Origin of the sequence: Butyrivibrio sp. ob235, from assembly GCF_900109475.1 — a bacterium.
In the GTDB taxonomy this organism is placed as follows: Bacteria; Bacillota; Clostridia; order Lachnospirales; family Lachnospiraceae; genus Butyrivibrio.
On record NZ_FOBE01000006.1, the window covers coordinates 71,892 to 98,154 of the forward strand.

Sequence of the window (26,263 nt, forward strand, 5' to 3'; positions counted from 1 at the left end):
ATCGACACAAAAATAAAAATCATCAACTAATATTGATGATTTTTATTTTAGCACTTGTTTGAAATTTTAATAGTGACGGATTTAATCAGTTTTCTTGATTTATTTTAATGTAACACTCCGATTATTAAATATCTGCTTTCCAAAGACCATGGAGATTGCAGTACTCATAAGCAGCAACGGCCTTCTCGCCATCTGCAAGAACAAACTCAGCAACAGGCTTGTCGGAAGGAGTGAGGTTTTTCTGCATGTAGCCTTTATCGGTCTCAAGCCAGATGTACTGAATATAATGGGCGTCCATCATAGGATGCTCAACTTCTCCAACCTTAACGGTTACCTTATTTCCACCAACTTCGACTACCGGAACGTGCTTCTCATGAGCGCCGTCAGAAGTTCCGGGAACGAGAGCTGTCATAGGATCACCGCAGCAAACTGGCGTGCACGCAGCATCATTGATTTTAATCACCATACTACCGCATTTTTCGCACTTGAAAATGTTCATAAAAACCTCCTTTTATATCATGTATTTTTGAAACATTAATAATTCTCAGCTTTTATCTGGAAATAAGCCTGAGGATGGTTACATACAGGACATACCTCCGGAGCGGAAGGACCGATTACGATATGACCGCAGTTTCCGCACTGCCAAATACAATCGCCATCGCGAGAGAAAACAAGCTTGTCTTCAATATTCTTAAGAAGCTTCTTGTAACGCTCTTCGTGCTCTTTTTCTATTGCTGCTACGCCCTCGAAGAGTTCTGCTATCTCATCAAAGCCTTCTTCTCTGGCTGTCTTAGCGAAAGACGGATACATCTCCTGCCATTCATAGGCTTCGCCTTCTGCAGCTTCCCTCAGATTTTCAATAGTGCTCCCGATTCCTGTCAGTATCTTGTACCAGATTTCAGCATGCTCCTTTTCGTTTGCAGCTGTCTCCGCAAAGATATTGGAAATCTGAACAAAGCCATCCTTCTTAGCCTTCGAAGCAAAGAATGTATATTTGTTTCTTGCTTCAGATTCTCCTGCAAAAGCCGCCTGAAGATTTTTCTCTGTCTGAGTTCCCTTTAAATCATCAGCTCTGCATCTCCACTTGTTGTTTTCTGCCATTTTATCCATCTCCTTCCCAATATTATTTGATTCCTACATTTCTAATAATAGCATAATCTACCGCTATAATTTATTAGATTTTTATAAAAATATTTGTCGCAATATCGTAAAATAATCAAATCTAGATTATATGCGTCAAAATGTTTTCTTGACATGATTTTGTTATATCATTTCCCACTATACAGTATCTTCCACGCTCTGTATCTGGAGAAATTGAACTTCCTTATCTCCTTATAATCCTTCTCGTAGTAGCCGCGCTTATCACTAAGTCCGGTCTCGTACAGTTTCAGCAACTCTTCGTTTCCGACATAGGCCGGAACAGCATCCTCGGATATTTCTTCAGTAAGGTATCTTGTCATTGAGCTCTCGTATCTTCCCACTGAGTCTGTGCCGCCTGAGTTTTTCATGTATGCAAGGTCATACTTTGCAACATGGTAATCAGGGTTAGCAAAAACGAACACAATATACATCGCAGTCATCGCTATCATGCAGCACTTAAATACCGGGAAGTTGTCATTATACAGTCCGATAATCAAGAACAACAGGCAAATCGCAAGCACTGCAAGAAACCATAATACAAACACTCTGAGGAAAGTAAGGTGGTAAGCTTCTATATACATAAACATTCTGAATGCACTTGAAGCTATCATTATATAAGTACAAACACCAATCAGAGTCAGAATCGCCTTAAGGACATTATTTTCTGAAAAGAGCTTCTTACACACAGTGACAATTGCAAGGTTGAGCACACTTACTGCAAGCAGCTGATAGAAGCCCTCGTGTGCATATTCTGCAAAAGTATATTTTGCGGGAAGTGTCATATTTCCCATGAAGAGGAACACAATCTGTATCACACTGAAAAGCAGATATACAATCGCAAGAAGGCTTGAAAAGGTGATGGCCACGATTGCGTTATATCCGCAATTCTTATTCTCTACAGTAACGCCCTTCTTGATAAGCACCTTAGCAACTGTATAAAAGAGCCAGAGAGTCCAGGCAAGCATCCAGAGTATTCCGATCACATCCCAGAAATTATCAGGAAGCTTGAAAAGCCCAAACACTTTACCAAGAACATCAGAGAAAATTGCATCCGCGGAAGCAAGAAGTGCAAGCACAATTGAAAGAAGCGGAACTGCAACACAGATTCCGGCAAGTACTGCTATCAGGTTCTGCTTATTCTTTGAGCTAACCTTAGCTCCGCCCACCCTGAAACACTCAACGCAGTCCAACACCGGATCAGGCAGATTAGTTAAAGGTGACACAACCACTAACAATATTCCGATAAGATTACTGATAATATCCCACTGCTTAGTATCAGCGTACAAATGTGTCATAAAGCTGAACATCAAAAGGAATATGGCAAATCCATCAACAAATAAAAGGGACTCATTTGCAGTGGTGCACTTTGAAATTGATAAGAGCATTAACGAAATTATGTAAAATAAGTTAAGAGCGCTTTTCCCGTCTCTGTCTTTAAAAAGTGACAAACCGTCGCTTTTTCTGGCAAATGCAATAAGTATAAGTGTGCCTGCCATAAAAAACGGATATGTAATTCCTGAAGTATTTCCATAAAGGCAGAAGGTATGCAGAATTGAAAAAATTACAGCCAACGCTCCATACTTTTTAAAAGAAACTGCATCTCCCTTAGCCTTAGTCTGAACGGCATCCTGCACATAACATGCAGCTCCCACAGCGGTCTCGGCCAGGCATGCCTGCTCCACACCATTCTCCTGTGATAATCCCCCATTTATTGGTCTTTCCATGGTGATTCCTCCTTTTTGTGAAATGCCATAATAGCAAATCACATTTTATTTGCGGTCATTAAATTCAAGTATCTTCATCCGGGATGAATTCGAGAATATCTCCCGGCTGACAATCCAGCTCTCTGCATATCGCATCAAGCGTCTGAAGCCGCACTGCTTTTGCTTTGTTGTTTTTCAGTATTGATAGGTTAGCCAGAGTTATATCAACCTTCCCGGCCAGCTCTGTGAGGCCTATCTTCCGCTTCGCCATCATCACATCCAAATTTATAACGATTGCCATCTCTTCCTCCATCCTTAGATCGTCAGATCGTTCTCTTCCTTGTAGCTGACTGCCCTGTCAAAAACCTTTGCCAGAACCTTGCTGAGTATTCCCGCAAAAAGAAATACCGCTGCAGTCACTAAGGAAGCAGGTGTGAAGTAGATAAAATTCCTGAGGATTTTTACCAACGCAATCGCAAATGCATAATTCCCCATTCTCGACAGGCTTTCAACATTCTCCCTGATAAAACAATTGTCCTCGATAACCGTTTTCATCATCTTTCTGAGTTCAAAAAGAATGAGTAGTGCCAGCCCACCGGCAAGCATTATGGAAATTATTGCAAAGATGTAATGGTCCATAATTTCTGCATATTCAGTTGTATCTCCGAGAACCGTCATGGTGATCTCCACTGCCTTTTTTAGTCCGAACGGCACTGCAATCTCCATGATAATTCCAACAACAAGACTGATATCCAAAAACTTCTTAAAATAAACATTTAAGCGGTCGCTCATTATTACCGGTCTCACTCCTTTTCATGCGCATATAAATAATCTTAAGATATTTTCGTTATATCACAGTCGTTTTTGAGAGTCAATAATTTTTTATCGTTTTACGATAAATAGAATTTCACCACAGAAACAAACCAAGCCTATAAAAATGGATAAAAAAAACTGCGCATGACCCGCTAAAAGAGCCATGCGCAGCGTAACTGCCAAATATTTTATACAGCTTTTTGTCCTTTATTTGTTCCCTGTCTTTTTCTCATTCTTTGCAATAATGGGAAGCACAACTCCGAGTGCGGTAAGCACAAGAGGAGTGATTACATTAAGTGCAAAGGTAAAAGGATCTGTATCATACATACCGAGAATGCAGCTTGCTGCAGTCACGATAAAGCACCATGCTCCGAAGAAAAGTGCAACACCCTGGTTCTTGACGAATCTATACTCAGCGGGGAACTTATCACCTGCTTTTCTAAGTGCCATATACGCAAAGAACACCCAGAGATAACGAAGAGGCATACATACGGAATTGAGCTTTGTAAGCTGCTTAAGTACTGCTGCCGCACCGGGTACAAATGACTGAATAAGAATGATTGATCCTGAAAGAACTGCAACCATCTTGATTCCGTTTACATACGCACCGGCATCATTTTTCTTAAGAAGACCTGAAGGGATGAACTCTCTTGCGTCCTCGTTATCGAGAAGCATACGAAGAGGTGCATCAATACTGATAACAAGAGTTGAGAGCTGGCCTATCATGTTGCATACAGCATAGATGATAAGAAGAAGATCACCTACATGATAGTAATTGCCAAGCTTCTGGAATGCCCAGTAGCTTCCGTTTGAATTGTAAGCATTAAAACTCTCTGCAGATGCGTTGATCTCAGCAGGGTCGAACATCATACCCATTGAAATAGTTCCGAGAATAGCGCATACAACTACCATGATAGCAAGTGTGATCATGGATCTGGGGAACCCTTTGCTGGGATTCTCAACCTTGTTTACATAAGGAGAAATCTTCTCGCATCCGCCAACAGCAAATACAAGGATTGAAAGTGATGTGAAGTATTTAACATCAAACTGAGGGATAAGATTTTTCATCCCAAAGTCCATTGACACAAAGCCAGCATTCGGATTGATTGCCGGAGCTGCAAACATCATAAGGATATAAAGAATAGACATCACAAACATACTTGTTCCAGCAATTGTTGCAAGCTTCTTAAGAGGATTAAGACCTCTTGATGCAACAAAGCAGAAAAGAAGAAGAATTGCAAAGGTCACAAGCTGAACAGCAAGTGTCGGGAATGTGTCGTATGTCTCACCGTTTCGGAAAATAGCCCAGCTAAGAGCCTTAAGACCGCCGGATGACTTTGACGCAATATAAGTGATATGGCATGCCCAGTAGGTCCAACCCGCGTAATAAGCAACCTTGGGACCTGTTGTACTGAGTATCCATGAGCTTACTCCTCCGCCTGATGTTTTGAAAGCGGAGCCAAGCTCACCGACCATAAGTGCATAGGGAACAAAATAAAGTGCAAACATTAGTATCCAGCTGAAGATAACCTGAATACCATTGAAGTAAACGAAACCATTTAATACGTTACCAAAGCCCCACACCGTAGAGAAGGCCATGAACGCCAAAGTGGTCCATTTCATACGTTTTGAATCCATTTCTCTAACTACCTCCTAAAAATTCATAAATCTTTCGTTTGCAAAAACAGATTCGTTTTGAGTGCAACTTTTCAAGTTTACACCCGAATTATAAAAATGTCATCACTTAGTTTCAAAAATGGTTGATATTGAATAAAAACAGACGATTAATGCATTATCACAGGAAGCGTATGCTCCTTGGAAAAAGTTGTTTGAGCAGCTGAACTCTCAACCGGTACAAATTTGGTATCCTTTGACTCGGGATTGATTCTAATCATCGGTGTTCCGTCACCCGCCATAAAAGCCTTAACATATTCATCAATGTTATTTATTTTGTAAGGAAAACTCATCGCTCCCATGGAAAGCTGCGGGAAGGAATGAATGTCGGATCCTGCTGACATAAGGAAATTGTGCTCTTTTGCAAAGAGATAACCAAGAGCATTCTGCCAGTCAGGATTGTTGGAGTTATAAATCTCGGCCCCATCACAAACCGAAGGTGTCAGATGAATAGCCGATAAATAGCCCCTTTCTCTATAAGGATGCGCCTGTATCATTATTCCGCCGGCCTGATGGACGAGATCGTAGACCTCTTTTCTTGATTTCTCCATGATGTCTTCATTCTCAAGGAGCCAGTTTTTATCAACTCCGTAAAGAAGGTATTCGTCGCCCTCAAAGTTGAATTCAATGCCAAACATAACCGTGAAATCAAGCCCATCGGCAGCATCCAGCGCGTGCTCATAGCCGCTGCAATACTGCTCCACCCTGTTCTCCCAGGGCAGAACCCTTGGTATGCAGCTGTTTCCGTTAAAAAAGTGGTCGGTAACAATAAGACCGCTGTAGCCAAGGTCCATCATATATTCAATGTAGTCACCGGCCGGCGTAATTGAACAGGCACTTGCCTCCATCGTATGCAGGTGTGTTTCGTAAAGGTATTCCATATATTTTATCCTCTCGGAAAATCATCGTGAATCAGTCCCAAGTCATAGTCCTGATCGTCATCATAATCATATACATTATTATCTTCCGAACCTGCGCTATTGCCAAGTACTTTCGCATACTCAGGATTCATAAGAATCTCTCTGAAAAGTCCATGGCAGCCCTCTGAGCAGTCCCTCCAGGTATCATCAAAATTACCGGTATACCACGGATCAGACACATCTCCGCTCCTATCCGCAAAATCAAGCATCTTATATACTTTGCCCTCAGGATCATTATTGAAAAGCCGCTTCAAATCTCTGATATTGGCGCTGTCCATACCGATGATAAAGTCAAATTTGCCATAATCAGCCCTTGAAGTAAGTCTTGCTCTTTTCTCAGACACTCCCAGTTCATTATCCGGAGTTCCTATTCCGTGCTCACGAAGTTTCGCCTTAGCAGGCGGATAAACCGGGCTCCCCTGACCATTCCATATCTCATCTGTGTGAGTGGCCGATGATTCAATATGAAAGCAGTCACTTAAATGCTGCTTGCGAACAATATCCTTCATAATAAATTCTGCCATGGTGGAACGGCATATGTTGCCGTGGCAGACGAATAAAATCTTAATCATTGCTCTAAAGCCCTCTGTTTCTGCGGTTTCCCGCATTTTGTTATTTTTCTTTTTTGTGGTTTACACCGCATAAGATGGCATATCTTGGTGTATACTTCCCGGCAAGTGGGGTAAAAATTGGGGTAAAACTATTAAGTTTGCCCCTTAAGTATTTTCAAGGCTTTCAGACAATCTTCAATCCTCGAAGTTCCTTCTTTGCATCCTCAAATCCTATATGAGTATATGTGTTTAATGTAACACTGATATCCGAGTGTCCCATTAAATATTGAAGTGTCTTTGGATTCATCCCTGACTTTGCCATGTTCGTACAATAGGTATGCCTGCATATATGTGGTGTGACTTTTGGCATCTGTACTTTATAAATCTTATTGTATTTCTGGACAATATGCTTAAAGTAGTGATCCCAATGCAAAGAGTATACCACGCTTCCATCCTTATCAAAATAGAGGAAACCTGTTTTCCCATCTATCATGGGCTCTACATCAGGCGGTCTTCTTACAGATATGATTTTCCTAAAGCACGCCTCCACCTCCGCAGACATTGGCAATACCCTTCTGCCGCTTTCCGTTTTAGTTTCTTCAACGTAGTATCCGTACTTAGCTTTTTTCTGCAACTGATGATCTACATTTATAGAATGATCCTTGAAATCGATATCAGAAATTGTTAATCCACAAAACTCTGAAATTCTCATCCCTGTCTTAAAAAGGATGTAAATTCCTTCATAATATCTTGAGAAATGCTTATCTTCCTTTACAAATTTCAAGAACTTGCGCTCATCCTCTCTCGATAAAGCATCTCGCTGAACACTGTCATTGATAATCACATTAACAAGCTCAAAATCAAATGGATTCTTCCTTATTAAGTCATCATCCAATGCAAGTCTGAATGCCGGTCTTAAGACACCTCTAATATTATGGATCTGACTGTAGCTTTTTTCTTGTTCTTTTTGCAGCTTTATTAGCCAAAGTTTTGCATCGGACTTACGAACTGTATCTATCCTCTTTTTTCCGAATGGATCTTTTTTCAGAAAATTAAGAACTGTCCCGTAATTAAGCATCGTAGTATGCCTAACGCCCACCCTTGTATCGATATACTTTTTTGCTAGATCAAATACAGTAAGCTTTCCACCATCAGTTACTATTCTGTCAAACTCATCAGCCTGTATCTTCTTCTCAAGCTCTCTTAATGGTTCCGTGTCCTTCTTTCCCGGAGGTATTTTATCGTGAATATCAAGCCTCCAGCTATACACATCCTTTCTTTTACCATCCCAGGCAGTATATCTGAATCGATATCTGCCATCTGATCTCTGACTTTCTCCATCACGGAGAAGCCTTCCTTTATTATCTTTTCTCCTTTCAACCATGCTGTATCTCCTTTTCTGTGAAAAGGAATACTTCATCCACGTCTATAAATATCATATCCATGGTCATATGAAAAGCATGGCAAAATCTCTTAAATAACTTCCGCTTCATCCAAGTAATCCTCAAACATTTTTCTTTTAATTCTTGTATGGGTCCCAATCTCAATAAGGAAACTAGCTCCTGTGTTTTCTGCGACCATACTCCTAAGTCTCTTTTCCCCAATTCCAAAGTATGTAGCTGCTTCCTGTATACTCAGTGAGTATTTCCTCCAAACTGGAATCTTACTTTCTTCCATATCGTTTTCTCCTTGGCAACCCCAGCTGAATTAGTATTGCTTCATTTATATCTTTCTTCATTGCTTCCTCAGGGATTGTTCCTATATAAGTGAATATTTTTGTTTTATCTATAGTCGTAATCTGCTCTGCCATAATTGAAGACTTCTCAGCAAGGCCTCCCATATTGTCTATAAATATATGCGTAGGTAGCCCTCTGCTCTTATGAACCTTGGTTGTTATTGGTAAAACAGTAACAGTTGGTGAATACTTATTGCCTACATTATTTTGAACTACAAGAACCGGCCTAACCCCATGTTGTTCGGAGCCAATTCCATCACCTAAATCAGCAAGAAAAATGTCTCCTCTCCTAATCTCATCCAAACTTCATCACCCCTTCCTATGTAAAAAGAGCGCCTTCCCTACAATTAAGAAGAAAGCGCTCATGAAATCATCAAATATGTTCTTATCTATTTGTCCTCGACACCCCGATTCTGGGAAGTCATCAGGTGGCTGCAGCTGACAGCTCCATAGGCTACACCTCCCCGCGGATCTCGCCGGGCCGCTCCCATTACGATGAGTTGTGGCTGAGCGGAAGTATCATTATCCATGTTATTGTCATCGCCAGACCGGTGCTGCCGGTTTCCAGGGAGGCTATCTCGCACAAGGCGTACCTATGAAGCTCAATATAACAGGAACGTACCTGATGAATGATTATGAACTTTTCAATGTCCGACGAAAGGAGTTTTTATCCTCTCACTTATCCGAACAGAGAAAGCCATTTTGGTACCCCTATTTTTGAAAGTTTTTCATTTTTCTTATTGCCTCACTTAGAGATTTGAGCACATTCTTATGAGAAACTCCTTCCAATTTCGCAATTTCTCTAATAGTTAATCCGTTGAAAAAATAAAGTTTTAGTCTTCTGCGCTGCACCTGCGTAAGTGATACTATAGCCTTTCGTAGAAGCGTCATTTCTTCCAATTGAATTGCAATATCCTCCGGCTCATCCTTAGAAAAAATCGAATAAATATACTCGGTCTCGCCCTCAACATAACCGTCCAAAGAACAGCTCCGCATTCTTCTCATCCGATGCTTAGCTTCATTTCTGTCAAATTCCTTTAAGACCTCTCCCTGATCTTTTGACATAAACAAACATGTGCTAAGTGCTCCAAGTTCCCCATTGTACTTTTCTCTAAATTCTTCCGGACTCAAATCTGTAATTACCGCAAAGTGACATCCCCCAGTAAACCCTGGATACTCTCTATAAAGATCAATAATCTCATATTCTTTCTTATTCTCGTTATTATTCATTTTCCGTTTCCTCCGATTTTTGAAAATTGATAAGTTCCAAAAATCGGGGATCACGGATATCTGCCTATATAGGTTTCCCACCAAATATAAAATTTCAAATTCAAAACACAACTCAGAGAAAGCAGAGAAAATCTCCATTTCTGTTTCAAATTTGAAATCTAAAAATGCGCAAACAAAAAAGACGTAACAAAACAGAATACCCTTAATGGATATTTCCTCTGTTTTGCTCCGCCTTTCAACGATACTCTACGCAAACCGGTCGTCTAAGCAAACTCTTGCTGCATGCTGCGAACCTTCCTCAGTTACGGATCCAACGCTCATACACACAGCTCATACCATATTTAATTATGAATTATTTACCTTGACCTGAACCCTTGCTTTTTTCCTTCTGTCCTTAAAAACAAAAGGGCCTTCTCCCCAGTTCATGATAACGATTTTCCTGCCACACTCCCGGCAGGGAATAATAATCAGACCAAATTTCATGCTCGTGTCGCAAACCCATTTGCCACAAAATGGACAATGTACCGCATAGACATCTTTATGAGTAATCTTGAAAAAATCAACAACTGCCATTAAACAAATATCTCTCCCACAACAATAATAATGATTCATGACAGTTTTACGGGTCCCCCTCGGACAGCAATATATAATCGCTTGAACCCATTAGTATTACCTTCACCGAATCCCCCTCTTGTGATTCGATTTCCCAAAAGACTTTCTCCCTCCTTTCCACACCATCGCCCATTTTATCACTATCTTTGCTACAAACAAGCTTTTTAAGTAAGTTTATTAAACTCCAAAAGGACTTTATTAACGTTTTTTCCCATTTTAAAACCGTAATTATTCCGTAAAAAAAATGGAGCAGTACTTAAACCGCTCCAATACTGAATTTCATCCACCATTTTTCTTTTGTAGGTCGTGGTATTATGCCTGCATCCATATCCTCTATTTCTCTTCTTACAGAGTAAAGCCACATCAACATTCCAAATATTGCCATGCCGGCATCCTTTTTGTTTTCAAGAGTCGATACACTTATGCCAAATCGTTCAGCCAAAGCTTCATTAGTAAGTGATTTACTATCACCAGTTATAAAGCACTCCTCGATAATTTTCCTGATAAGTTTACCATCTTTTCGTCTGTCCTTATCAGGATCATAAGGTGTTCCTGACACTTTCCCATCCAGCATTCTCTCAATATAATCTAATACGTCTGTCGACTTTCCCATTATCCAGGGTGATCTGACAAGTTCCCATATAAAATTATCACGATTTCCATACTCAATCGGTATCGGTTCGATTGGATCTTCATTAAAAATATTTGGCAATTGCTCAACAAGTAGAATATACCAATGGCGCAGTCTCAGCTTACTTCTTTGAATTCCTTCCGGAGTCCTGTCAGATCCGCCAACTTCTCCTACAACCTGCCCAGCCACTAATAAAGTAAGCATCTCCTCCGCAAATTCCTTGCAGTCCTCTAATTTAAATCCTGCCCGTTCGCATAAGCTGGTAGCAAGCTTTTCAGCAGTCAATCTGTTATCTTTTGGCATGATCTCCTCTCCTCATATTTCATGAAACTTATATAAAAAAAAGGAAGCTTGCAAACTACACTTTCCAAACTTCCTGTCATATACCATTGCTTGCATCTTATATAATGTAGCTAAATTCAGGTCTTATTTCTTCTCTTCCAAATTTCTTCTGGCCAACTCTGCTGATAATAATCTTAAATAGAAAGAAATTCTATTAACACTAAGTTTCTTCAAATTATTCTCAAACAAATCCTCAAAGCCCTCTTTATTCCCTAACAGCAATTCATCAATGGAAAAGCTAAGCTCTTTGCTAAGTATAACCTTCATCTCATCAGGTATCCTTGTTCTTCCGGTCTCATACCCACTAATTGTATTCGCAGTCCTGCCTATACGCATCCCCAATGCCTTTTGAGTATATCCTTTCTCAAGCCTGAACCCCGCAAGTCTCTTCCCGACTTGATATAGAAAATCATCTCTTTTAGTTTTTCCTTTTTTAGTATTTTTGCTTTTCACTCGCTCTCTCCTATTCCCTACATCATATGATACAAGTAATGGTTAATCGCGACTCACAGTAGTATTGATATTTTTAAGCAATAACTATCAATACTATTGATAGTTATGTGATAGCGAGTGATATATACTTCTTTTTTAACTACATGGATGCATAAAAAAAACGATAACCAGCAAAACATTTGCCAATGTATCGAGTTTTCGAAATATTCATCATAATATATATAGTTCAAGCGCCTTTTTATCCAACCAGTTATGCTAAATCTCATGCATCATTAGCTCCCATTAGCTCCCATACTAATATTGCCATTTTGCATGTCCGATAAATATAACAGCACCATTTTTCCCATATTCCCATATTCCCCCATATTCCAAATTCAGTTTTCCATATAAAAACCGGGACAACTTGACCTTTAATTGGTCCAGTCTCCCGGTTAAATCACCTCATTTATCAAAACAAGCTGCTAGTTTTTTAATTGTAACAATATAATAATTATTTGTTGTAACTCATGAGTTTTTCTAATAATTCATCAGGCGTGTCTGCAGAAATGCGTTGGGATAACGGTCAAAGCTTTTTCATCATCCAACATGCATCCATGTAAGACCCGTCTGCATATTTCATGTTGTCAGGAAAAATCCCATATTTTTCAAATCCCATTTTTTCATATACAGCAATTGCATTTTTATTCTCGACCATTACTTCCAGTTCAGCCTGTTCATAGCCTACTTCCTTTGCCACATTCAAAACCGTTTGAAGCATCGCCGTTCCTATTCCGCAGCCACAGTATTCTTTATAAAGAGCTATTGCAACATCGCATCTATGCCTATATCTTTTGTATGGTGCAATGCTCATAAGAGAACAATTTCCTATATGCCTCCCATCGATTAAGGCAATAAGCATTAGTTCGCGTTCTGCATCTATTTTTGCTTGCAGGAACTTTTCTTCATTCTCTTTTGTTATCGTGATTTCTTCAGGTTCCCTGATTAGATAAGGAGTTTCTGCGCTTGTTACCTTCAAATACTTGACCAAATCATCGGCATCCTCTGGTCTAGCATTTCTTAGTATGATTGTTCTCCCAAGCTTGTCCTTAATAGATATTTCTCCAAATACCATTTTCTATATCTCCTCACAATTTATACTGCAATACAATTTCTATTATATGCAAATTCTATACCGTTCAAGATTTACATTATCGCACTCCAGGTATTTTGTCTCAATATATTCTCCACCATTAGCCAAAATAGTCTTCCTGCTTGCAATATTCGTTGGCACACAACTAACGTATACTTCCTTAAATCCAAAAGCCGTTAAAAAATCAAGAGACTTTGCAAGCATTCTTTTAGCATATCCTTTTTCCCTTTCTGATGGCCTAACAGAATAGCCAACATGACCTGTGAAGTCTTTCATACGCTGGGTTAAAACGTTGTGAACCTGCATACAACCTACCATTTTCATATCGGATTTCCTAAATACCATAAGGACATTGCCCCATGCACCATGTTCATCTGCAACTCTGCTCGGATTCGCCCAGCCTATACAATAGTCTACATATTCCTTTGGATCAGGCATTCTTTTCATAGAAAAGCATCCATCAAAACTTGAATCCACATCCAGCATTTCCTGCCTATAAGCTGTGATTTCGTCTGCAAAAATCATTGAAGGTTCTATAAAAAGAAGTTCGTCGTCAGCGGTAGTTTCTTTTCCAAAAGTATATTCAAGAGAAAACTTCTCGCATACAACTCTAGATTCTTCCGTAAATTCAATTCCGTCTTCCTTCGCTTCTTCAAAAAACTCCTTATGCACCTCTCTCCAGTATTTAAGGGATCTATCACCCTCTCCTTCAGAATATGCGTGATAAGGAGGCACTTCATTAAACTTTCTTATGTATACATCGTAGTTTTTTATAACGCATACAGCTTCATTCTTACTATTTAACAAAACGCTGTAATCACCTGCCTTAGGAAGCTCATCAAGAGCATCTTCTGCTTCGTATGCATCATAGAGACTAGCTGTGCCAAACTTCTTTCCCGCAAGGACTAGTCGGAGAAGGTCATCTCCTTCTTCATTTTCGCCAAAGCTCCACGCTTCATAAGGGGTATTTATATCTATTCCTTTTTTGGAGCAATATTCTGTCCATAACTGTTCTGCCGTCATTTTTCCTCCATAAAAAAGCTATCATTGTACATTATTCCGCAAGATAATGTCTGTTTGCATTATTAAGTATAACATACCCCTTCGTGGGGCTTAGCTGCAGATCGGTGGTGCTAAATTAAAAAACAATAGTGCTGAGCAAAGATTAGCACCGGTGCTATCAGACCGAAATAACCATAATGCAAAGATTACAGGTATAATACCATATAATTAAAAAATGGGCTCTGCGTTTCGCATTGCCCATTTTAACCCTGTTATATTCTTTTCATTCCGAAAAAAACATCGCAAATTTCGCCATGCCTTTTGCATCATCAGACTTTAGCAGGAATTCCGTTATCTTCTTCAGCGAATCTTTACCAAGGAAACATGCTATTCCTGTAAGTTCTGAAACATTACCTTTATCTATGGCCTTATCAACTATTCTGTCCAGTGTTTCTTTTGACAGGAAAGGTGCCAGTGAAGTTATGTTATCAAAATCGTCAGCATCCATTCTGGAAATCACATCATCAAGCGCCTCTTTGGGCATAAATGGGGCAAGCGAAACAAGGTCATTGATATTTGATGAGTCTATCTTTTTTGAAATGCCGATAAGTGTATCGCTTGATAAAAATGGCGCTAAGGCTACCAGATCCTTTATCTGAGCAGTGTCAATTCCTGCCGCAATTTCATCGAGATATTCATCGTCAAGAAATGGAGCAAATCCTACAAGAGCATGCAGGTTAAGAGCCCCTTCTTCTGAAATCTTCTTTACCTTTTTCTTAAGTTCCATGGGCTGAAGCATTGGTGCAACTTCTGTCAGCTCTTCTGTAGTAAGTGATTCCTCAGAATTCTCAATAACTTTTTTTATAATGGAAGTCTCCTTATCATCTCCGAGAAGCTCCGCAACATCCATATCAAGAGCCTTAGCTATATCAGAAATCTTTCCAATATCCGGCATGGAATTACCACGCTCCCAATTTGATACTGCCTGATAGCTTACTCCCACAATATCAGCAAGTTCAAGCTGGGTCATATTCTTCTTTGTCCTGGCATTCTTTATATTCCTTGCTACTTTATTCATATCTAACATTTTTTCTCTCCTTAAATTGTAGTTGGATACTGGCCAGTACCTTTTGTTTGATATAAGAATACCTTCCGGGTCAAGATCTGTATATCAATTTGTAATTGAGTCCAATCCCCAGCTTAAATGCTGGAACTCAAGTGGCTGTTGAGTCAGGATCACCCCACGATTTTATACTCAAACCATTCTTCATCCTTCTGCTCAAATCTCACTACCATGAAATGATAATAACAGAATACACGATAAAGTGGGAATGCCATTGCCGCAGCAGTGAACATTCCCACTTAATGGTTGATTTTTCTTGTTTTAATTCTTGATGAATTCTATTTTCCCAAGCTTTATCTTTCCGCGGATATCGATATCCATATGCTGCGGATAAGCTGTTTTGTATTTATATATGCACATTATTATGCCAAGAAAAGCATATGATACTATGAGGTTACTGCCTCCTGCTGATATAAACGGGAAGAATGAAGAAAAGAATGGTATTACTCCGAAGGCAGCTCCCATATTCAAAAGGGCACTTGCTAAAAGAGCCATCATACAGCCACTTCCCATCACCTGTCCAAGCTGGTTTTTCGACTTTGACGAAGTGATAAATCCTGCTATGATCAAGCCTCCCACAGCAGCGATAACCGCAATAACTGCGATCGTGCCCCAGGTAGATGTAATATAAGTCAGGACATAATCACTGTTAGGACTTGGTAACCTATCGAATATATCCTCGGATCCACCGCCTAGCAACCCTGATGATCTGGCAAATTCCCTCACGGTATTGATTTCATAATATGCTGGCGAATCAGCCTTAAACATATGCTCCAGCCTCATCATCTGATATTCTGCAAGAGTTCCTAAGGAATACAATCCCCATACTAAAATAACCGGAGATAAAATAAACACTGACCATATGCCTGCAATTACAGGAACTTTTGGCACTTTAATCCATCCCTTTAAAATCGCTATTGTGAGCTGTGCAAGCATACTGACTGCCATGATAAATGCCGTTGATTTTGATTCGATTAAAAATACAAAACCACAGGGAATTACGATCCATAGCAATGCCTTGATTAGTGATCCGCATTTTCCTCCTTTATACTTATAGATGATTCCGCCATAAAGAGGTATATATAACAGCATTACAGCTGTTGTCAGAATCGTTATAGGACCGACACTTAAAAACACATGAGTTCCGTTAATCTGTCTTCCCATCCTATCGGTTATAGGTATCAATATGAAAAGAGCGACCGCCAATATTCTAGAAAACCTTGCTATCGCTGTATAATCCATAAGATATACAAGAACCATTGCTATTATTCCCAAAACAGTATAAAGAATAAAGCTGCTGCTTCCGTTAACGACTCCGGTGTTACCACCTACTGCAGCACTTTTGGCTAATAGAATGTGAATTATAGAACCGATAATCCCGACAACTACAGCCCCAAGTACCATTTGCCATGCAATCTGCGGTCTGTGTACCCTGTCCATGGAAATTCCAACTTCTACCGGATCTCCCATATCCTCTATAGCCGCTTTTTCAGCAGCTTCTCTGTCCATGCCGGCAGCCATGTTATCTTCAATCTGGTCTTCTATATGTGCTCTTATTTCTTCTGCAATTCCCCTGTGAGCCTTCTTGAAGCGCACCTGTTCAAGAAGCTTTTTGATATACTCCTCCATTGTCACACCTCCAGCGCCAGCACATTCATTATTGCCCCTGAATATACATTCCACTCTTCTGTTTTACTTTTTAAAAGCTTTTTTCCCTCTTTGGTAATGCTGTAGTATTTTCTTGTCTTCCCCAAAAACTCCTGCTCGTATACAGTAAGCATCCCCTTATCTTCCAGTCCGTGAAGAAGCGGATACAAAGTACCGGCTTTAAGCTCAAAGACATTCTGGGACTTTTGCCTTAAAGTATCGATCATCTCATATCCGTACATATCTTTCTCTGACAAAAGCTTTAATATCAGCATTGTCATGCTTCCTGTTAGTAGAGATTTATCAACAGCCATTGTTGTCCTCCTTTTTATATAGATTATCTATATATTGTCTGTCTATATACTATATCGATATCCGATATGTGTCAACAAAAAAATGGAGTACTGCGCAGCTGCAATACTCCATATCCGAATCCGCAAAGTACGATAGTATACAAACCTGATCTACTACCTAAAACTTTCTTGCCAAGAAAGTTTTAATTATACTATCAATACCATCAGTGTATTATACTAAGTATATTCCGATTTATCTTCCTGTTATCAACGATAATATGAAATCATGTTTCCTTCACTTATCGGTTTCATTCCGGATGCCTTGTAAAACAGATTATCTCTCTCATCTTCAATATCTGTATTAACCTGAAACATCCTTACATGTATATATTTATCCCAAGCTTTCTTAAATAAGCTTGTTCCAATTTTCTTGCGCTGATAATCTGCTACAACAATGAGATCTTGAACCAGCACAATGTGTTCCCCGTCACCAACACACCTGACAAAGCCTATCAGCTGATTACCATCGTATGCACCTAAACAATATATTGAATTTTTAAAAGCTCGCTTCAGTGCTTCATCATCATGTAAATATGCTGCCCAGCCTTCCCCACGATATATTTCCTTGACCCGTTCAAATTCTTCGAGTCCAAATTCTTTATATTCGATCATCCTCTTCTCCCGTTTCATCTACTATTTCACCATGAATTGTGACTCTTCCCTCATATGGACACCTGACAATCCTATGACTCTAATATTTCTCTTGCAAGCGTATTGGCATGTTCCATATACCATCCGTTTTCATCTTCATCAGCTTCTATTTCAAACTGTCCGATTTCCATATTGTTCTCCGTTATTAAATTCATTTATGACCTGATTCCCACTAACAGCCTAAAATGTTCTATGATTTTTAATTGCCGTTTTAAGTATGCCTCTCAACAATCACCTATATAGCTCACCAAACTCTTTCTTATCCGTAAATATAAGAACAAACGAAGCAATCACAGCAATCATAGTCATTGCAACAGAAAAAATCCATGCCGGCGCAGAACCATAATAATCAAACAGCCATCCGCTGTTCCACTCAACTATTCCAGTCATAAAAGCAGCTGAAAAGCTCGTTATGCCATATATTCTGCCTCTATAATTTGCTGAAACTCTGTCCGCCAGAAATGCACCTGTAACTATTGTAGTCAGTATCTCTCCTAGCGTAAAAAGTGTTATGGAGACATAATAGCCTGCAATCACTCCATACGAAAGCGCAAATGCCCCAAAGCTCAGTGCCTGAAGGATGATTCCGAGCAGATACTTCTTGGTCATAGGCACTTTTTCCATGACCATTGTTATAACAGGTGTAAGCACCACTACAATAATACAGTTTAGGCTGGTCACCGTTCCATATATGATAGAACCATTCTCAGGATATGCTTTTGAAATATCAAGAGGCATCAGATAACTGAATTGGGAATAAGCGCCCTGATAAAAGCTCATGGCAATTAGAAAAAGTATCAGAGTAGCACTGCTTTTTATGACCACCAGAATATTACCATCCTGCTCCTTGCCTTCTTCCTTGGATTCTTTTCTTATAATTTCCTTTGAATCCTTTATAAAGACAGCTATCAGAACTGTTGATACCGATATAGACACTCCACTTATTACAAAACACAGCCAGAGGTAATTATTGAAAAGTATTCCTGCAATAGTTGGCGATAGTATCAGTCCAATGTTCCCACCCATGTAAAGTAATGAAAATGCCTGTTCTCTTTTATCTAATGGAGTGATCTCCGCCACCATAGCCTGATATGCCGGACCTTCCAAAGTCTGAAAAAAGGCTCCTACCAGTGTCACACATAGCGTATACAGCGTAAGTGGGAGAAAACCGCTTATTATAAACAATACAATCGAAACTATGTCACACAATATTATTATCTTTTTCTTGCTGAATCTGTCCGCAAGCTGCCCACCCCATATATTTGCAGGCAAAAACATAAACCCGGTTATTATAAAAAATAGTGCTGTCTGTGTTGCATCGAGTCCCAGCTTCCCATTTAATATCAATGTCATCATTGGCCATATCATTGCGCCAAGATTAGTTACTATCTTTCCAAAGAAAAGGATAAAGTTTCCTTTTCCCAAGCCTTTATACTGTGAAAGAATTTTCATACTACTCCATTTCTATCAAATCCCAAAAATCACAATCAGTATCCATTATATCTAAAATGCTTATCCTAAACAATTTCCCTTGCTGGATTTATCGTCATTTATCGCCACACAAGTTTAAAAGAGCAGCACTGCCCCTGCAATACTGCCCTTCAAATAAAACTCCGATATTCATTTTTTCATTGCTTCTGCACTTTTAGCCAATAGGTTGCACCAACGCTTTTGATAGTAAATCACAAATGATTGCAAAGAGGCACTCATGCGAATGCCTCCCTATTACTCATATCATATTAAAATGCTTTAAAGCCTCAGTGATAGCCTTCTCCTTTTCAGGAGTTGTTCCCGTCTGTCTGCTATCTTCAGACTTAGGCTTATTATAATTCTCTCTTTCAATAATTCCGTTCTTTCTCTTGATCTGGGCTATGTTCAGGTTAGTAACATGTATTCCATACTTTTCCTGTACCCAATCCCTTATCTCATCATAGGTAGCTCCATCCTTGAAACCATCAGTATCCATGCCCTCTAATGAGAATTCAACCTTGACTTTCTTACTGGGTATCTCACCCTTGGAAAGCAAGACAACAGTTTCAAATGTACTATTTCTGTCCTGAGGAACATCCACTTCAAATTCACCATATTTGCTGCGAACAGTCTTGGGCTTGGTACCATTTCGATAGTTGGGCTCAACATCACGAGCATACTTTTCATAACCTAAATGCTCATTCATTTCTGTTTCCAGCATGGTCTGAATAGTGCCTGAAAGCAGATCCTTGAGTGCATCCTGAATGTCTTCAGCTGACTGGATATCATACTCATCGAGTAATCCCTGAATTACTGCCTTCTTTCCTTCTGTCATCGGTTTGGGTCTGTAAACGTCTTTCTTTTTGTTTGCCATTATAAAAAGGCCTCCTTATGATAATAGATTTTATCATAGAAGACCTTTATAACTGTGGTGTTATCTAATTTACAGAGATTTTTTCAAACTCACAAGAAAACTAAAAAACTAAGTCCTAGAATCACTGATATACTCCTTTATTGTCTGCATAACAGAACTAAAATCACAAATTCCCAAAAGATTTACCTCACAAATATACTATCATTTTTACAAAGGCTTTTTGCAAACTCTGGCAGTTATTTTCTGATCATATTCGCATATGCCCCTTAAAATCTATATCCTTTGTAAGATAATACTCAACTTTATCAAGGTACTTCTTTATTGCCTCTCTGTCATCCCCTACATTCTTAAGTTCCTGCACCCTGATGAACCACAAGGGTTTAAGACAGCGATATAGTGGTAATGCGAGTTCCTTTTCTATTTCTGAAAAAGTATAGTACTTGCTGGAAACTTCTAATGCCTTGAAGATTTTTTCAAATTCCTTCTCAAAATCACCAAAGTTTTCCCTCATCAGATAGTTTAAGAAAACATCTTTGCCACATAGATTAAAATCATAGATTCCCTTAAAGTACCCATTTTCGTCAATGAGCAAATTTGTCGGATTGAGATCTGCCTGAAAAACAGAGGTAGGAAGCTTATCGTATTCAACCTTCAAAACTTCTCTATTTTTACACCAAATATCCCATATCCTCTGAACCTGCGCGGAGAATTCTTCAGGCAGAAAAGATGCACACTTTTTCCATTCCAGTGCGTTTTCCAAGACTTCATCAGTTTCATCAGAAGAACAAAAGGTTTCAAACAGGCAATATGCTGATGGATACTCTGTAAAATCCAGATTCTTGGCTGCAATTTTAGCTGTCATGCTCCAGATATCATCAAAATATCTACTGCTGTCTACTTCTTGGTCTTCATCGCAAGCAGCTCTGTCCTCAAGAGACTTATAAACCGAATACTTCTCAGCATAGACAACACAATCATGTCCCTGGTATCGGACAGTAGGGAAAGCGCCTTTCTTATCACTAAAAATCTGTGGACAGTAGTATCCTAAATCGCGGTACTCTTTGGCAGCCTTTTGCCATACCAGGATTTTATCCGAAAAAGTAAAGTCATTAGCTGTGATCTTGAGCACATACTGCTTATCTTCAATATCCCTGATGAGTACTGCTTGTCTAAAATCACCCTCTTCACGGCTTGTATCAATAATATCCGCAGTAATAGGATTTCCATCAAAGAAGAGTGCATATATTTCCTGTATCTCTTTATCGACTGGGCCAGTCGTATTATTGCTCATTTTTTATAATCAATATCCTTTCCGTTATTCCATAATCATGCGTATTTCCGTATCTTCAAGGCTCTTTAGGTATTTTTCAGTTCCATCTTCATGAAAACCATATTTCTTATAAAAGGCTATTGCACGAGGATTGTCCTTTAAAACCCATAGTTCTTTTCTGGAATACTTTTTTAATTCTTCCAAAGCGGTATCCATGAGCTTTTGTGCCACGCCTGTACCATAATACTCAGAAAGCACATATATTGCATTTATTTCACCTGCATCAGGCTCTTCTTCTCCATGCCCAAAGCAACACATGAAACCAATCACGTTCCCATTGTCTATAGCAACATACGTGTTTTCAGGCCACTCAAAAGCCCACTCCTCACACTTTTGGAGCGTGAGCTTATCAAGATATGACTTACTCACAAGTTTTTCATATGCTTCATGCCATGACTTCCAATGCACATAAGCTTTCCCCTTTTTCTCATTATCCGAAACCATTGGTTTTACTATGATATTCATATTTTCTTAGCTCCGTTTGCGCTCAACTATTGGCAACCATATATAAGGAGTAAAACTGCCCTCTTTTTTCCATGAGTTCCTTAAAAGTGCCTATTTCACAGGCTATTCCGTTTTTCAACATGACTATTCCATCATATTGTTTTAGAATGCTTTCATCAAGTCTGTGCGTTACAACTATACGAGTAAGCTCCTTAAGTGCAAGTATGGCAGATGAAACATACCTGGCGGTTTCATTATCAAGTGATGCCGTTGCTTCATCAACAAGTAGGACATTACTGCCTTTTAAAAGACTTCTTGCAATAGCGATTCTCTGACGTTCACCTCCGGACAGCGTGTTTCCGTTTTCTCCACATCTATAGTCCTCGCCTCTTTTCCTTATTACCTCATCCAGACCGGCAAGTTTAATTGCCCGGTTTACATCTTCATCAGAAAAGGGAGCAAACATAGTTATATTATTTCTGATAGTATCATCAAAAAGGAAAACTTTCTGATCTATCAGACTCATCAGATCATATATGCTGTCTGCTGAAAAGCTCTTAATATCATCGCCATCTATTGCCACAGTACCTCTATAATCACGATAATACCCCATTAGAAGGTTTAACAGGGTTGATTTACCTGCACCTGAAGCTCCAACTATAGCATAGCTCTTTCCACTCTCAAAATGACATGACACTCCTTTCAGTATAGGTGCTGCCGACTCATATCCAAATGAAAGATCCTTTACCAAGATGCTGTCATATACTTTTTCGGGAGCATGACACCCTTCCGTATTACCCACATCATCGAGCATCGCTCCAAGTTTTTCCGTCAGCACTTTGGCAGCCTTCAAATTCGCATAACAGGTAGGAATATTTTGCACAGGCTGGTTCACAAAATTACAGAGATTCACAAAAACAAGGATTGATCCAACTGTAATTTTACCACTCAATACAAAAATCGCTCCGATAAAAACAATACAGAACTGTACAGCGAGACCTGACTCCTCCGCAGCAGCAGTAAGAACTCCAACATACCTTCTTCGTTGTTCTTTGGATTTTTCAAGAGCATAATTTTGAGCACAAAAAATAGACTTAATGCGACTTTCAGCCTTAAAACACTTAATGACAGAAAAGCCACTAAGAATATCCTTGAGCTTGGCGGTAAAAATCTCATTTTCATCAGAAACATGTTTTTCCCGATTTGCCAGTTCTTTTCCCATTACAACAGATACTACTGTCGGCAAAAAACTAAGAATTACAACGAACAAAGTAAGTAACGGATTATACGCTATCATCATTACCAAGGTCATGACGAGCATAGAAACATAATAAATGAACAGCACTAAATTATTCAGGAAATTGTTTTCTACTGAAGCTGCATCATTGGTCAGCACAGATATATATGTAGCAGTATTCTCTCCGTTAATCGTTGATACGGATTTTTCAGTTAGAAGGTCAAAAGCCTTATCCTTGTACTGCCTTATTCCGCGATGAACAAATCTGGCTTTAACAATAGTAGCTGCTGTGTTAATTAAAAAGATCACAGGTATACTGATAGCCGCAAATATCCCAAGGCGATAGATATATACCTTATCTGAATTGCTTATAGCGTCAAGTGCTGCCCCCAGCTGCCATGATATAAGCAGATTGCACCCTGCTCCAAATATTTGCAGCAAAACAGCAACAACAAAAACCATTTTGTTATTTTCATAAAGTGCGGCATGTAACGCATTAGCTGATTTATTTCTTCTCATCTTTTCCAGACTCCTTTTTTTTCAATAACGGTTTTTTGCGATCATTCCAACTGCAAATAAAGTAATCACTATCCTCATACATCCATCGTGAAATCAACATAAATGGAACAAAAGCTATTTTTTCATTCAGTGAATATGTTTCTATTTTCTCATTCTCCAGTTCTACTTCAGTCATTCGAATGACATTACATTCAATTAGGGCTGAGAGTGCTTTTTGAGTTTCTTCAGGTTTAACTCCTGCAGCTTTAGCTATAACCTTTAATGATCTATAACTTTTCTTCATGGAGTAAAGAGCACGTAATACTTCAAGCGTTCCTGTTATAGCAAGTGTTGAAAACAGGGTTCGATATTCTTCATTGCTGCAAAAGTGCTCTTCATATCCGCATTCAGGCTCGGGCAAAATCATGAAAACAGGACAATCCTCAGATGGAATAGCCATCTGTAATCCAGTATTTGACGCCATTGCAGATTTCCCCCATAGAGGAACATTATCCTTTTCTATACCTGCAGAATAACAACTCTTTATTGGCAGTTTTATTATTTCCCCCAAGTCTGACATCCTCTCTCCATCTACATAATAAGGTCTGTTAAAAGTACAGCATAAAAGCGAAAAAAGTTCATACATACGCTTTTCCTGAGGAAACGATGCAAGCCAGTTAAGGAGCGTTATTCGCATGTCTTTCTTAGATTCATTAGCACGTCCATATAGGGTATCTATGGTGACTCCCAAGTTATCTGCTATTGCAGGCAGCATATCTACATCAGGTGATCCGCCATTTTCCCACTTGCTAACTGCCTGACTTGATATTCCAAGTGCTTTTCCTAATTGTTCCTGCGTTATACCTCGCTCACGTCTAAGCTTGGCGATTATTTTCCCGATTTCCATATGCACATCCCTCTTTATCAATTGATATTTGTATTATGCCAAAACTATTGGTTGATAACAATGTATTTGTTTTTGAGCAATATCAACCACTAGTTGTATTGCAAGCGGTACTATGAGCGCTCATAGTGACTTATCGGCTTTATTATTCCTTTTGCTAATTACATTTTAGAGAAACCTGAAGTTGCACAAAATGAAACTTTATAGTTATGGTATTGCATAATCCTGTCCTGTACAATGAAAATGTAATGATAAAACCTGTTGGAGGATACAAAAATGGGATTTGGAGATGCGTTACAGAAAGCAAGAAAGGATAAGAACATTTCACAGGAAGAGTTGGCTGAAATGATTCATGTAAGCAGACAGTCAGTTTCTAAGTGGGAAAGAGGTGAAGGTTATCCGGAAGTAGAGACTCTCATCGAAATTGCCAGGAACCTGCATTTATCTATTGATACACTTATGCATGAAGAATTATCACGAATCACTGATTTTGAATCCATTTCATCACTGGACACTGCGAAGTACGGTACAAAACTGAAAACAGTGCCTATCGAAACTATAGTTAAGGCTTACATGGGAACTTCACCGGTAAATGCGAAGTGGATCGAGTCCGTCTTTCATGATATAGATTTTGACAAGGAAGTATCCGCAATAGGTAGGATAAAAATCCAGGAAATAGAAGCCGCTCAGAACGAAATCCTGGCTACGATAAACAGCTGACAGCTCTTTCAAAACTTTTGCAACTTTCGCAAGTTTTGAAAGACAGGCATACCAACTGCCCTGCAGACCATGTGTCCGCAGGGTTATTTTTGTGATTTTTTGATCAGGCTGTATCTGCCGCAGGATCTTCGGAAGCTGCTTCTGCAGTCTTCCTCGGCGGCTTTGGAATAACAGGTGCCGGGAACATACCTGAATACATCTGGTTCCTGTTTTCAGCGCATCTCATCATAGGTAGCTCCATCCTTGAAGCCATCAGTATCCATGCCCTCTAATGAGAATTCAACCTTGACTTTCTTACTGGGTATCTCGCCCTTGGAAAGCAAGACAACAGTCTCATCTGTTATGCTTCTGTTTCCAGAATCCTTAGCTGTACATGCATAAATAAGTAATGGTATTCCTAAGCAAAAAATAAGAAAACTCTTTTCATATCATTAGCTCCCAGTTTATTTTTCATTTCTATAACAAAAGCAAATTCATTATAATAGAGCTTCAAGAGTGCAAAAATCCCTTTTGCAAGAGTTCATATATATCCTCTGCCACATCACAATACCCCTCATGTGTAAGTGTGTGACAGATTATTTCGCCATTTTTGATGAAAAGTGGATTTTCGAGTTTTATTCCCATAGACTCATCTTCCTCAAAATCAAAGATATTTTTCAGTCCCATGAAAAATTCATATAATGTATAATCATTTTTCATATAGATTCTGGAATAACTCCCAGAAGAATTGGAAACACCCTCCTAATTCGTCATCTCAACAACATTTTCACTGAGCATTCCCCATTTACTATGTCTTAGCTCATCCAGATCATCTAGCCAAGAATCTACCTTAAAGCATACTATTTCTGTATTTTTAAGAACCAGCTTTATAAACCTTTGATACTCATCATGGTCTAAAACGTTGTAAGCTTCATATGAATCCTTCAGTTTGGCATTACATATAAATCTTTCTATTCTCATAGTCTCTACAGAATTCATTTTCTTCCAAAAACGTTCTACTGCCTTTTGTTTTGCTTTTCCCATCCAAAATCCTTTTAGTAGTTTTCACTTAAATATATTGAAACCCTGCTCTGAATT

31 protein-coding genes are annotated in these 26,263 nt (G+C 39.2%); 1 reads left to right on the forward strand and 30 read right to left on the reverse strand.

The genetic code is table 11. The features are described 5' to 3' along the window. Positions 1-124: 124 nt before the first annotated feature. The 27 genes from BMW61_RS06850 to BMW61_RS06980 form a co-directional block, all read right to left on the reverse strand. A complete protein-coding gene (locus BMW61_RS06850; RefSeq protein WP_026498472.1) occupies positions 125-499 on the reverse strand; it encodes a desulfoferrodoxin family protein in 375 nt (124 codons plus the stop codon). A 35-nt stretch (positions 500-534) separates the two neighbouring features. Next, positions 535-1,101: a rubrerythrin gene (gene rbr, locus BMW61_RS06855; protein WP_022760481.1), complete on the reverse strand. Its 567-nt coding sequence runs from the start codon at positions 1,099-1,101 to the stop codon at positions 535-537. A gap of 167 nt (positions 1,102-1,268) precedes the next feature. Then, the gene (locus BMW61_RS06860; RefSeq protein ID WP_091820529.1) at positions 1,269-2,864 is read right to left on the reverse strand and encodes a DUF4153 domain-containing protein; all 1,596 of its coding nucleotides are present in this window, start codon (positions 2,862-2,864) and stop codon (positions 1,269-1,271) included. Between the two features lie 64 nt (positions 2,865-2,928). After that, positions 2,929-3,144: a helix-turn-helix domain-containing protein gene (locus BMW61_RS06865; protein WP_026498471.1), complete on the reverse strand. Its 216-nt coding sequence runs from the start codon at positions 3,142-3,144 to the stop codon at positions 2,929-2,931. Between the two features lie 14 nt (positions 3,145-3,158). After that, complete coding sequence (locus BMW61_RS06870; RefSeq protein ID WP_091820530.1) at positions 3,159-3,635, reverse strand: DUF2975 domain-containing protein; 477 nt, start codon at positions 3,633-3,635, stop codon at positions 3,159-3,161. A gap of 228 nt (positions 3,636-3,863) precedes the next feature. Continuing rightward, a complete protein-coding gene (locus tag BMW61_RS06875; RefSeq protein ID WP_091820531.1) occupies positions 3,864-5,294 on the reverse strand; it encodes an APC family permease in 1,431 nt (476 codons plus the stop codon). Positions 5,295-5,440: 146 nt separating this feature from the next. Further along, positions 5,441-6,211 (reverse strand): PHP domain-containing protein, encoded by a 771-nt coding sequence (locus BMW61_RS06880; protein WP_022760476.1) that lies wholly within the window; start codon positions 6,209-6,211, stop codon positions 5,441-5,443. Between the two features lie 5 nt (positions 6,212-6,216). Continuing rightward, positions 6,217-6,822 (reverse strand): low molecular weight protein-tyrosine-phosphatase, encoded by a 606-nt coding sequence (locus BMW61_RS06885; RefSeq protein ID WP_091820666.1) that lies wholly within the window; start codon positions 6,820-6,822, stop codon positions 6,217-6,219. 163 nt (positions 6,823-6,985) lie between these two features. After that, positions 6,986-8,185 (reverse strand): tyrosine-type recombinase/integrase, encoded by a 1,200-nt coding sequence (locus BMW61_RS06890; RefSeq protein WP_091820533.1) that lies wholly within the window; start codon positions 8,183-8,185, stop codon positions 6,986-6,988. An 89-nt stretch (positions 8,186-8,274) separates the two neighbouring features. Further along, positions 8,275-8,478, reverse strand: a complete 204-nt coding sequence (locus BMW61_RS06895; RefSeq protein WP_091820534.1) for an excisionase — start codon at positions 8,476-8,478, stop codon at positions 8,275-8,277. Then, positions 8,465-8,839, reverse strand: a complete 375-nt coding sequence (locus BMW61_RS06900) for a type II toxin-antitoxin system PemK/MazF family toxin (protein ID WP_091820536.1) — start codon at positions 8,837-8,839, stop codon at positions 8,465-8,467. Before BMW61_RS06900 ends, BMW61_RS06895 begins: the two co-directional genes overlap by 14 nt. A 408-nt stretch (positions 8,840-9,247) precedes the next feature. Further along, positions 9,248-9,766 carry a sigma-70 family RNA polymerase sigma factor gene (locus tag BMW61_RS06905; protein WP_175475119.1) on the reverse strand — a complete coding sequence of 173 codons (519 nt, stop codon included), beginning with the start codon at positions 9,764-9,766 and terminating at the stop codon, positions 9,248-9,250. Between the two features lie 345 nt (positions 9,767-10,111). After that, the gene (locus BMW61_RS06910; protein WP_091820539.1) at positions 10,112-10,339 is read right to left on the reverse strand and encodes a hypothetical protein; all 228 of its coding nucleotides are present in this window, start codon (positions 10,337-10,339) and stop codon (positions 10,112-10,114) included. A gap of 295 nt (positions 10,340-10,634) precedes the next feature. Further along, positions 10,635-11,312, reverse strand: coding sequence for a hypothetical protein (locus BMW61_RS06915; RefSeq protein WP_091820540.1), 678 nt, complete (start codon positions 11,310-11,312; stop codon positions 10,635-10,637). 123 nt (positions 11,313-11,435) lie between these two features. Continuing rightward, entirely contained in the window at positions 11,436-11,804 is a 369-nt protein-coding gene (locus tag BMW61_RS06920) for a helix-turn-helix domain-containing protein (RefSeq protein WP_091820543.1), read from the reverse strand. Positions 11,805-12,366: 562 nt separating this feature from the next. Then, entirely contained in the window at positions 12,367-12,915 is a 549-nt protein-coding gene (locus BMW61_RS06925) for a GNAT family N-acetyltransferase (RefSeq protein WP_091820545.1), read from the reverse strand. A 42-nt stretch (positions 12,916-12,957) separates the two neighbouring features. Then, complete coding sequence (locus BMW61_RS06930; protein ID WP_091820546.1) at positions 12,958-13,956, reverse strand: GNAT family N-acetyltransferase; 999 nt, start codon at positions 13,954-13,956, stop codon at positions 12,958-12,960. 262 nt (positions 13,957-14,218) lie between these two features. After that, on the reverse strand, positions 14,219-15,022 hold the full coding sequence (locus BMW61_RS06935; protein WP_091820548.1) for a helix-turn-helix domain-containing protein: 804 nt from the start codon (positions 15,020-15,022) through the stop codon (positions 14,219-14,221). Between the two features lie 297 nt (positions 15,023-15,319). Continuing rightward, positions 15,320-16,687 carry an FtsW/RodA/SpoVE family cell cycle protein gene (locus BMW61_RS06940; protein ID WP_091820549.1) on the reverse strand — a complete coding sequence of 456 codons (1,368 nt, stop codon included), beginning with the start codon at positions 16,685-16,687 and terminating at the stop codon, positions 15,320-15,322. A gap of 2 nt (positions 16,688-16,689) precedes the next feature. Continuing rightward, a complete protein-coding gene (locus tag BMW61_RS06945) occupies positions 16,690-17,019 on the reverse strand; it encodes a PadR family transcriptional regulator (protein ID WP_026492124.1) in 330 nt (109 codons plus the stop codon). 246 nt (positions 17,020-17,265) lie between these two features. Beyond that, entirely contained in the window at positions 17,266-17,670 is a 405-nt protein-coding gene (locus tag BMW61_RS06950; protein ID WP_207650178.1) for a GNAT family N-acetyltransferase, read from the reverse strand. Positions 17,671-17,940: 270 nt separating this feature from the next. Next, the gene (locus BMW61_RS06955; protein ID WP_091820551.1) at positions 17,941-19,161 is read right to left on the reverse strand and encodes an MFS transporter; all 1,221 of its coding nucleotides are present in this window, start codon (positions 19,159-19,161) and stop codon (positions 17,941-17,943) included. Between the two features lie 277 nt (positions 19,162-19,438). Next, positions 19,439-20,053 carry a transposase gene (locus BMW61_RS22410; protein WP_091820553.1) on the reverse strand — a complete coding sequence of 205 codons (615 nt, stop codon included), beginning with the start codon at positions 20,051-20,053 and terminating at the stop codon, positions 19,439-19,441. A gap of 247 nt (positions 20,054-20,300) precedes the next feature. Then, positions 20,301-21,344 (reverse strand): phosphotransferase, encoded by a 1,044-nt coding sequence (locus tag BMW61_RS06965; protein ID WP_091820556.1) that lies wholly within the window; start codon positions 21,342-21,344, stop codon positions 20,301-20,303. A 24-nt stretch (positions 21,345-21,368) separates the two neighbouring features. Beyond that, on the reverse strand, positions 21,369-21,848 hold the full coding sequence (locus tag BMW61_RS06970; protein WP_091820558.1) for a GNAT family N-acetyltransferase: 480 nt from the start codon (positions 21,846-21,848) through the stop codon (positions 21,369-21,371). A 22-nt stretch (positions 21,849-21,870) separates the two neighbouring features. After that, positions 21,871-23,583 carry an ABC transporter ATP-binding protein gene (locus BMW61_RS06975; protein WP_091820559.1) on the reverse strand — a complete coding sequence of 571 codons (1,713 nt, stop codon included), beginning with the start codon at positions 23,581-23,583 and terminating at the stop codon, positions 21,871-21,873. Next, a complete protein-coding gene (locus tag BMW61_RS06980; protein WP_091820561.1) occupies positions 23,570-24,469 on the reverse strand; it encodes a helix-turn-helix domain-containing protein in 900 nt (299 codons plus the stop codon). The genes BMW61_RS06975 and BMW61_RS06980 overlap by 14 nt, the downstream gene beginning before the upstream one ends. A gap of 273 nt (positions 24,470-24,742) precedes the next feature. On the opposite strand from BMW61_RS06980, the gene BMW61_RS06985 reads away from it, so the two are divergent. Further along, on the forward strand, positions 24,743-25,186 hold the full coding sequence (locus BMW61_RS06985) for a helix-turn-helix domain-containing protein (protein WP_091820562.1): 444 nt from the start codon (positions 24,743-24,745) through the stop codon (positions 25,184-25,186). Positions 25,187-25,289: 103 nt separating this feature from the next. On the opposite strand, the gene BMW61_RS22705 is transcribed toward BMW61_RS06985, so the two are convergent. From BMW61_RS22705 to BMW61_RS07000, 3 genes are all read right to left on the reverse strand, one after another. Then, on the reverse strand, positions 25,290-25,415 hold the full coding sequence (locus tag BMW61_RS22705; RefSeq protein WP_278295820.1) for a hypothetical protein: 126 nt from the start codon (positions 25,413-25,415) through the stop codon (positions 25,290-25,292). 260 nt (positions 25,416-25,675) lie between these two features. Further along, on the reverse strand, positions 25,676-25,885 hold the full coding sequence (locus BMW61_RS06995; RefSeq protein WP_091820564.1) for a hypothetical protein: 210 nt from the start codon (positions 25,883-25,885) through the stop codon (positions 25,676-25,678). Between the two features lie 42 nt (positions 25,886-25,927). Further along, positions 25,928-26,209 (reverse strand): hypothetical protein, encoded by a 282-nt coding sequence (locus tag BMW61_RS07000; protein ID WP_091820565.1) that lies wholly within the window; start codon positions 26,207-26,209, stop codon positions 25,928-25,930. Positions 26,210-26,263 lie beyond the last annotated feature (54 nt).

Bases quoted from the DNA above. Each gene is read 5' to 3' on its own strand.
- BMW61_RS06850 (WP_026498472.1), bottom strand. From the start codon at position 499: ATGAACATTTTCAAGTGCGAAAAATGCGGTAGTATGGTGATTAAAATC.
- rbr (WP_022760481.1), bottom strand. From the start codon at position 1,101: ATGGCAGAAAACAACAAGTGGAGATGCAGAGCTGATGATTTAAAGGGA.
- BMW61_RS06860 (WP_091820529.1), bottom strand. From the start codon at position 2,864: ATGGAAAGACCAATAAATGGGGGATTATCACAGGAGAATGGTGTGGAG.
- BMW61_RS06865 (WP_026498471.1), bottom strand. From the start codon at position 3,144: ATGGCAATCGTTATAAATTTGGATGTGATGATGGCGAAGCGGAAGATA.
- BMW61_RS06870 (WP_091820530.1), bottom strand. From the start codon at position 3,635: ATGAGCGACCGCTTAAATGTTTATTTTAAGAAGTTTTTGGATATCAGT.
- BMW61_RS06875 (WP_091820531.1), bottom strand. From the start codon at position 5,294: ATGGATTCAAAACGTATGAAATGGACCACTTTGGCGTTCATGGCCTTC.
- BMW61_RS06880 (WP_022760476.1), bottom strand. From the start codon at position 6,211: ATGGAATACCTTTACGAAACACACCTGCATACGATGGAGGCAAGTGCC.
- BMW61_RS06885 (WP_091820666.1), bottom strand. From the start codon at position 6,822: ATGATTAAGATTTTATTCGTCTGCCACGGCAACATATGCCGTTCCACC.
- BMW61_RS06890 (WP_091820533.1), bottom strand. From the start codon at position 8,185: ATGGTTGAAAGGAGAAAAGATAATAAAGGAAGGCTTCTCCGTGATGGA.
- BMW61_RS06895 (WP_091820534.1), bottom strand. From the start codon at position 8,478: ATGGAAGAAAGTAAGATTCCAGTTTGGAGGAAATACTCACTGAGTATA.
- BMW61_RS06905 (WP_175475119.1), bottom strand. From the start codon at position 9,766: ATGAATAATAACGAGAATAAGAAAGAATATGAGATTATTGATCTTTAT.
- BMW61_RS06910 (WP_091820539.1), bottom strand. From the start codon at position 10,339: ATGGCAGTTGTTGATTTTTTCAAGATTACTCATAAAGATGTCTATGCG.
- BMW61_RS06915 (WP_091820540.1), bottom strand. From the start codon at position 11,312: ATGCCAAAAGATAACAGATTGACTGCTGAAAAGCTTGCTACCAGCTTA.
- BMW61_RS06925 (WP_091820545.1), bottom strand. From the start codon at position 12,915: ATGGTATTTGGAGAAATATCTATTAAGGACAAGCTTGGGAGAACAATC.
- BMW61_RS06930 (WP_091820546.1), bottom strand. From the start codon at position 13,956: ATGACGGCAGAACAGTTATGGACAGAATATTGCTCCAAAAAAGGAATA.
- BMW61_RS06935 (WP_091820548.1), bottom strand. From the start codon at position 15,022: ATGTTAGATATGAATAAAGTAGCAAGGAATATAAAGAATGCCAGGACA.
- BMW61_RS06940 (WP_091820549.1), bottom strand. From the start codon at position 16,687: ATGGAGGAGTATATCAAAAAGCTTCTTGAACAGGTGCGCTTCAAGAAG.
- BMW61_RS06945 (WP_026492124.1), bottom strand. From the start codon at position 17,019: ATGGCTGTTGATAAATCTCTACTAACAGGAAGCATGACAATGCTGATA.
- BMW61_RS06950 (WP_207650178.1), bottom strand. From the start codon at position 17,670: ATGATCGAATATAAAGAATTTGGACTCGAAGAATTTGAACGGGTCAAG.
- BMW61_RS06955 (WP_091820551.1), bottom strand. From the start codon at position 19,161: ATGAAAATTCTTTCACAGTATAAAGGCTTGGGAAAAGGAAACTTTATC.
- BMW61_RS22410 (WP_091820553.1), bottom strand. From the start codon at position 20,053: ATGGCAAACAAAAAGAAAGACGTTTACAGACCCAAACCGATGACAGAA.
- BMW61_RS06965 (WP_091820556.1), bottom strand. From the start codon at position 21,344: ATGAGCAATAATACGACTGGCCCAGTCGATAAAGAGATACAGGAAATA.
- BMW61_RS06970 (WP_091820558.1), bottom strand. From the start codon at position 21,848: ATGAATATCATAGTAAAACCAATGGTTTCGGATAATGAGAAAAAGGGG.
- BMW61_RS06975 (WP_091820559.1), bottom strand. From the start codon at position 23,583: ATGAGAAGAAATAAATCAGCTAATGCGTTACATGCCGCACTTTATGAA.
- BMW61_RS06980 (WP_091820561.1), bottom strand. From the start codon at position 24,469: ATGGAAATCGGGAAAATAATCGCCAAGCTTAGACGTGAGCGAGGTATA.
- BMW61_RS06985 (WP_091820562.1), top strand. From the start codon at position 24,743: ATGGGATTTGGAGATGCGTTACAGAAAGCAAGAAAGGATAAGAACATT.
- BMW61_RS22705 (WP_278295820.1), bottom strand. From the start codon at position 25,415: ATGATGAGATGCGCTGAAAACAGGAACCAGATGTATTCAGGTATGTTC.
- BMW61_RS06995 (WP_091820564.1), bottom strand. From the start codon at position 25,885: ATGAAAAATGATTATACATTATATGAATTTTTCATGGGACTGAAAAAT.
- BMW61_RS07000 (WP_091820565.1), bottom strand. From the start codon at position 26,209: ATGGGAAAAGCAAAACAAAAGGCAGTAGAACGTTTTTGGAAGAAAATG.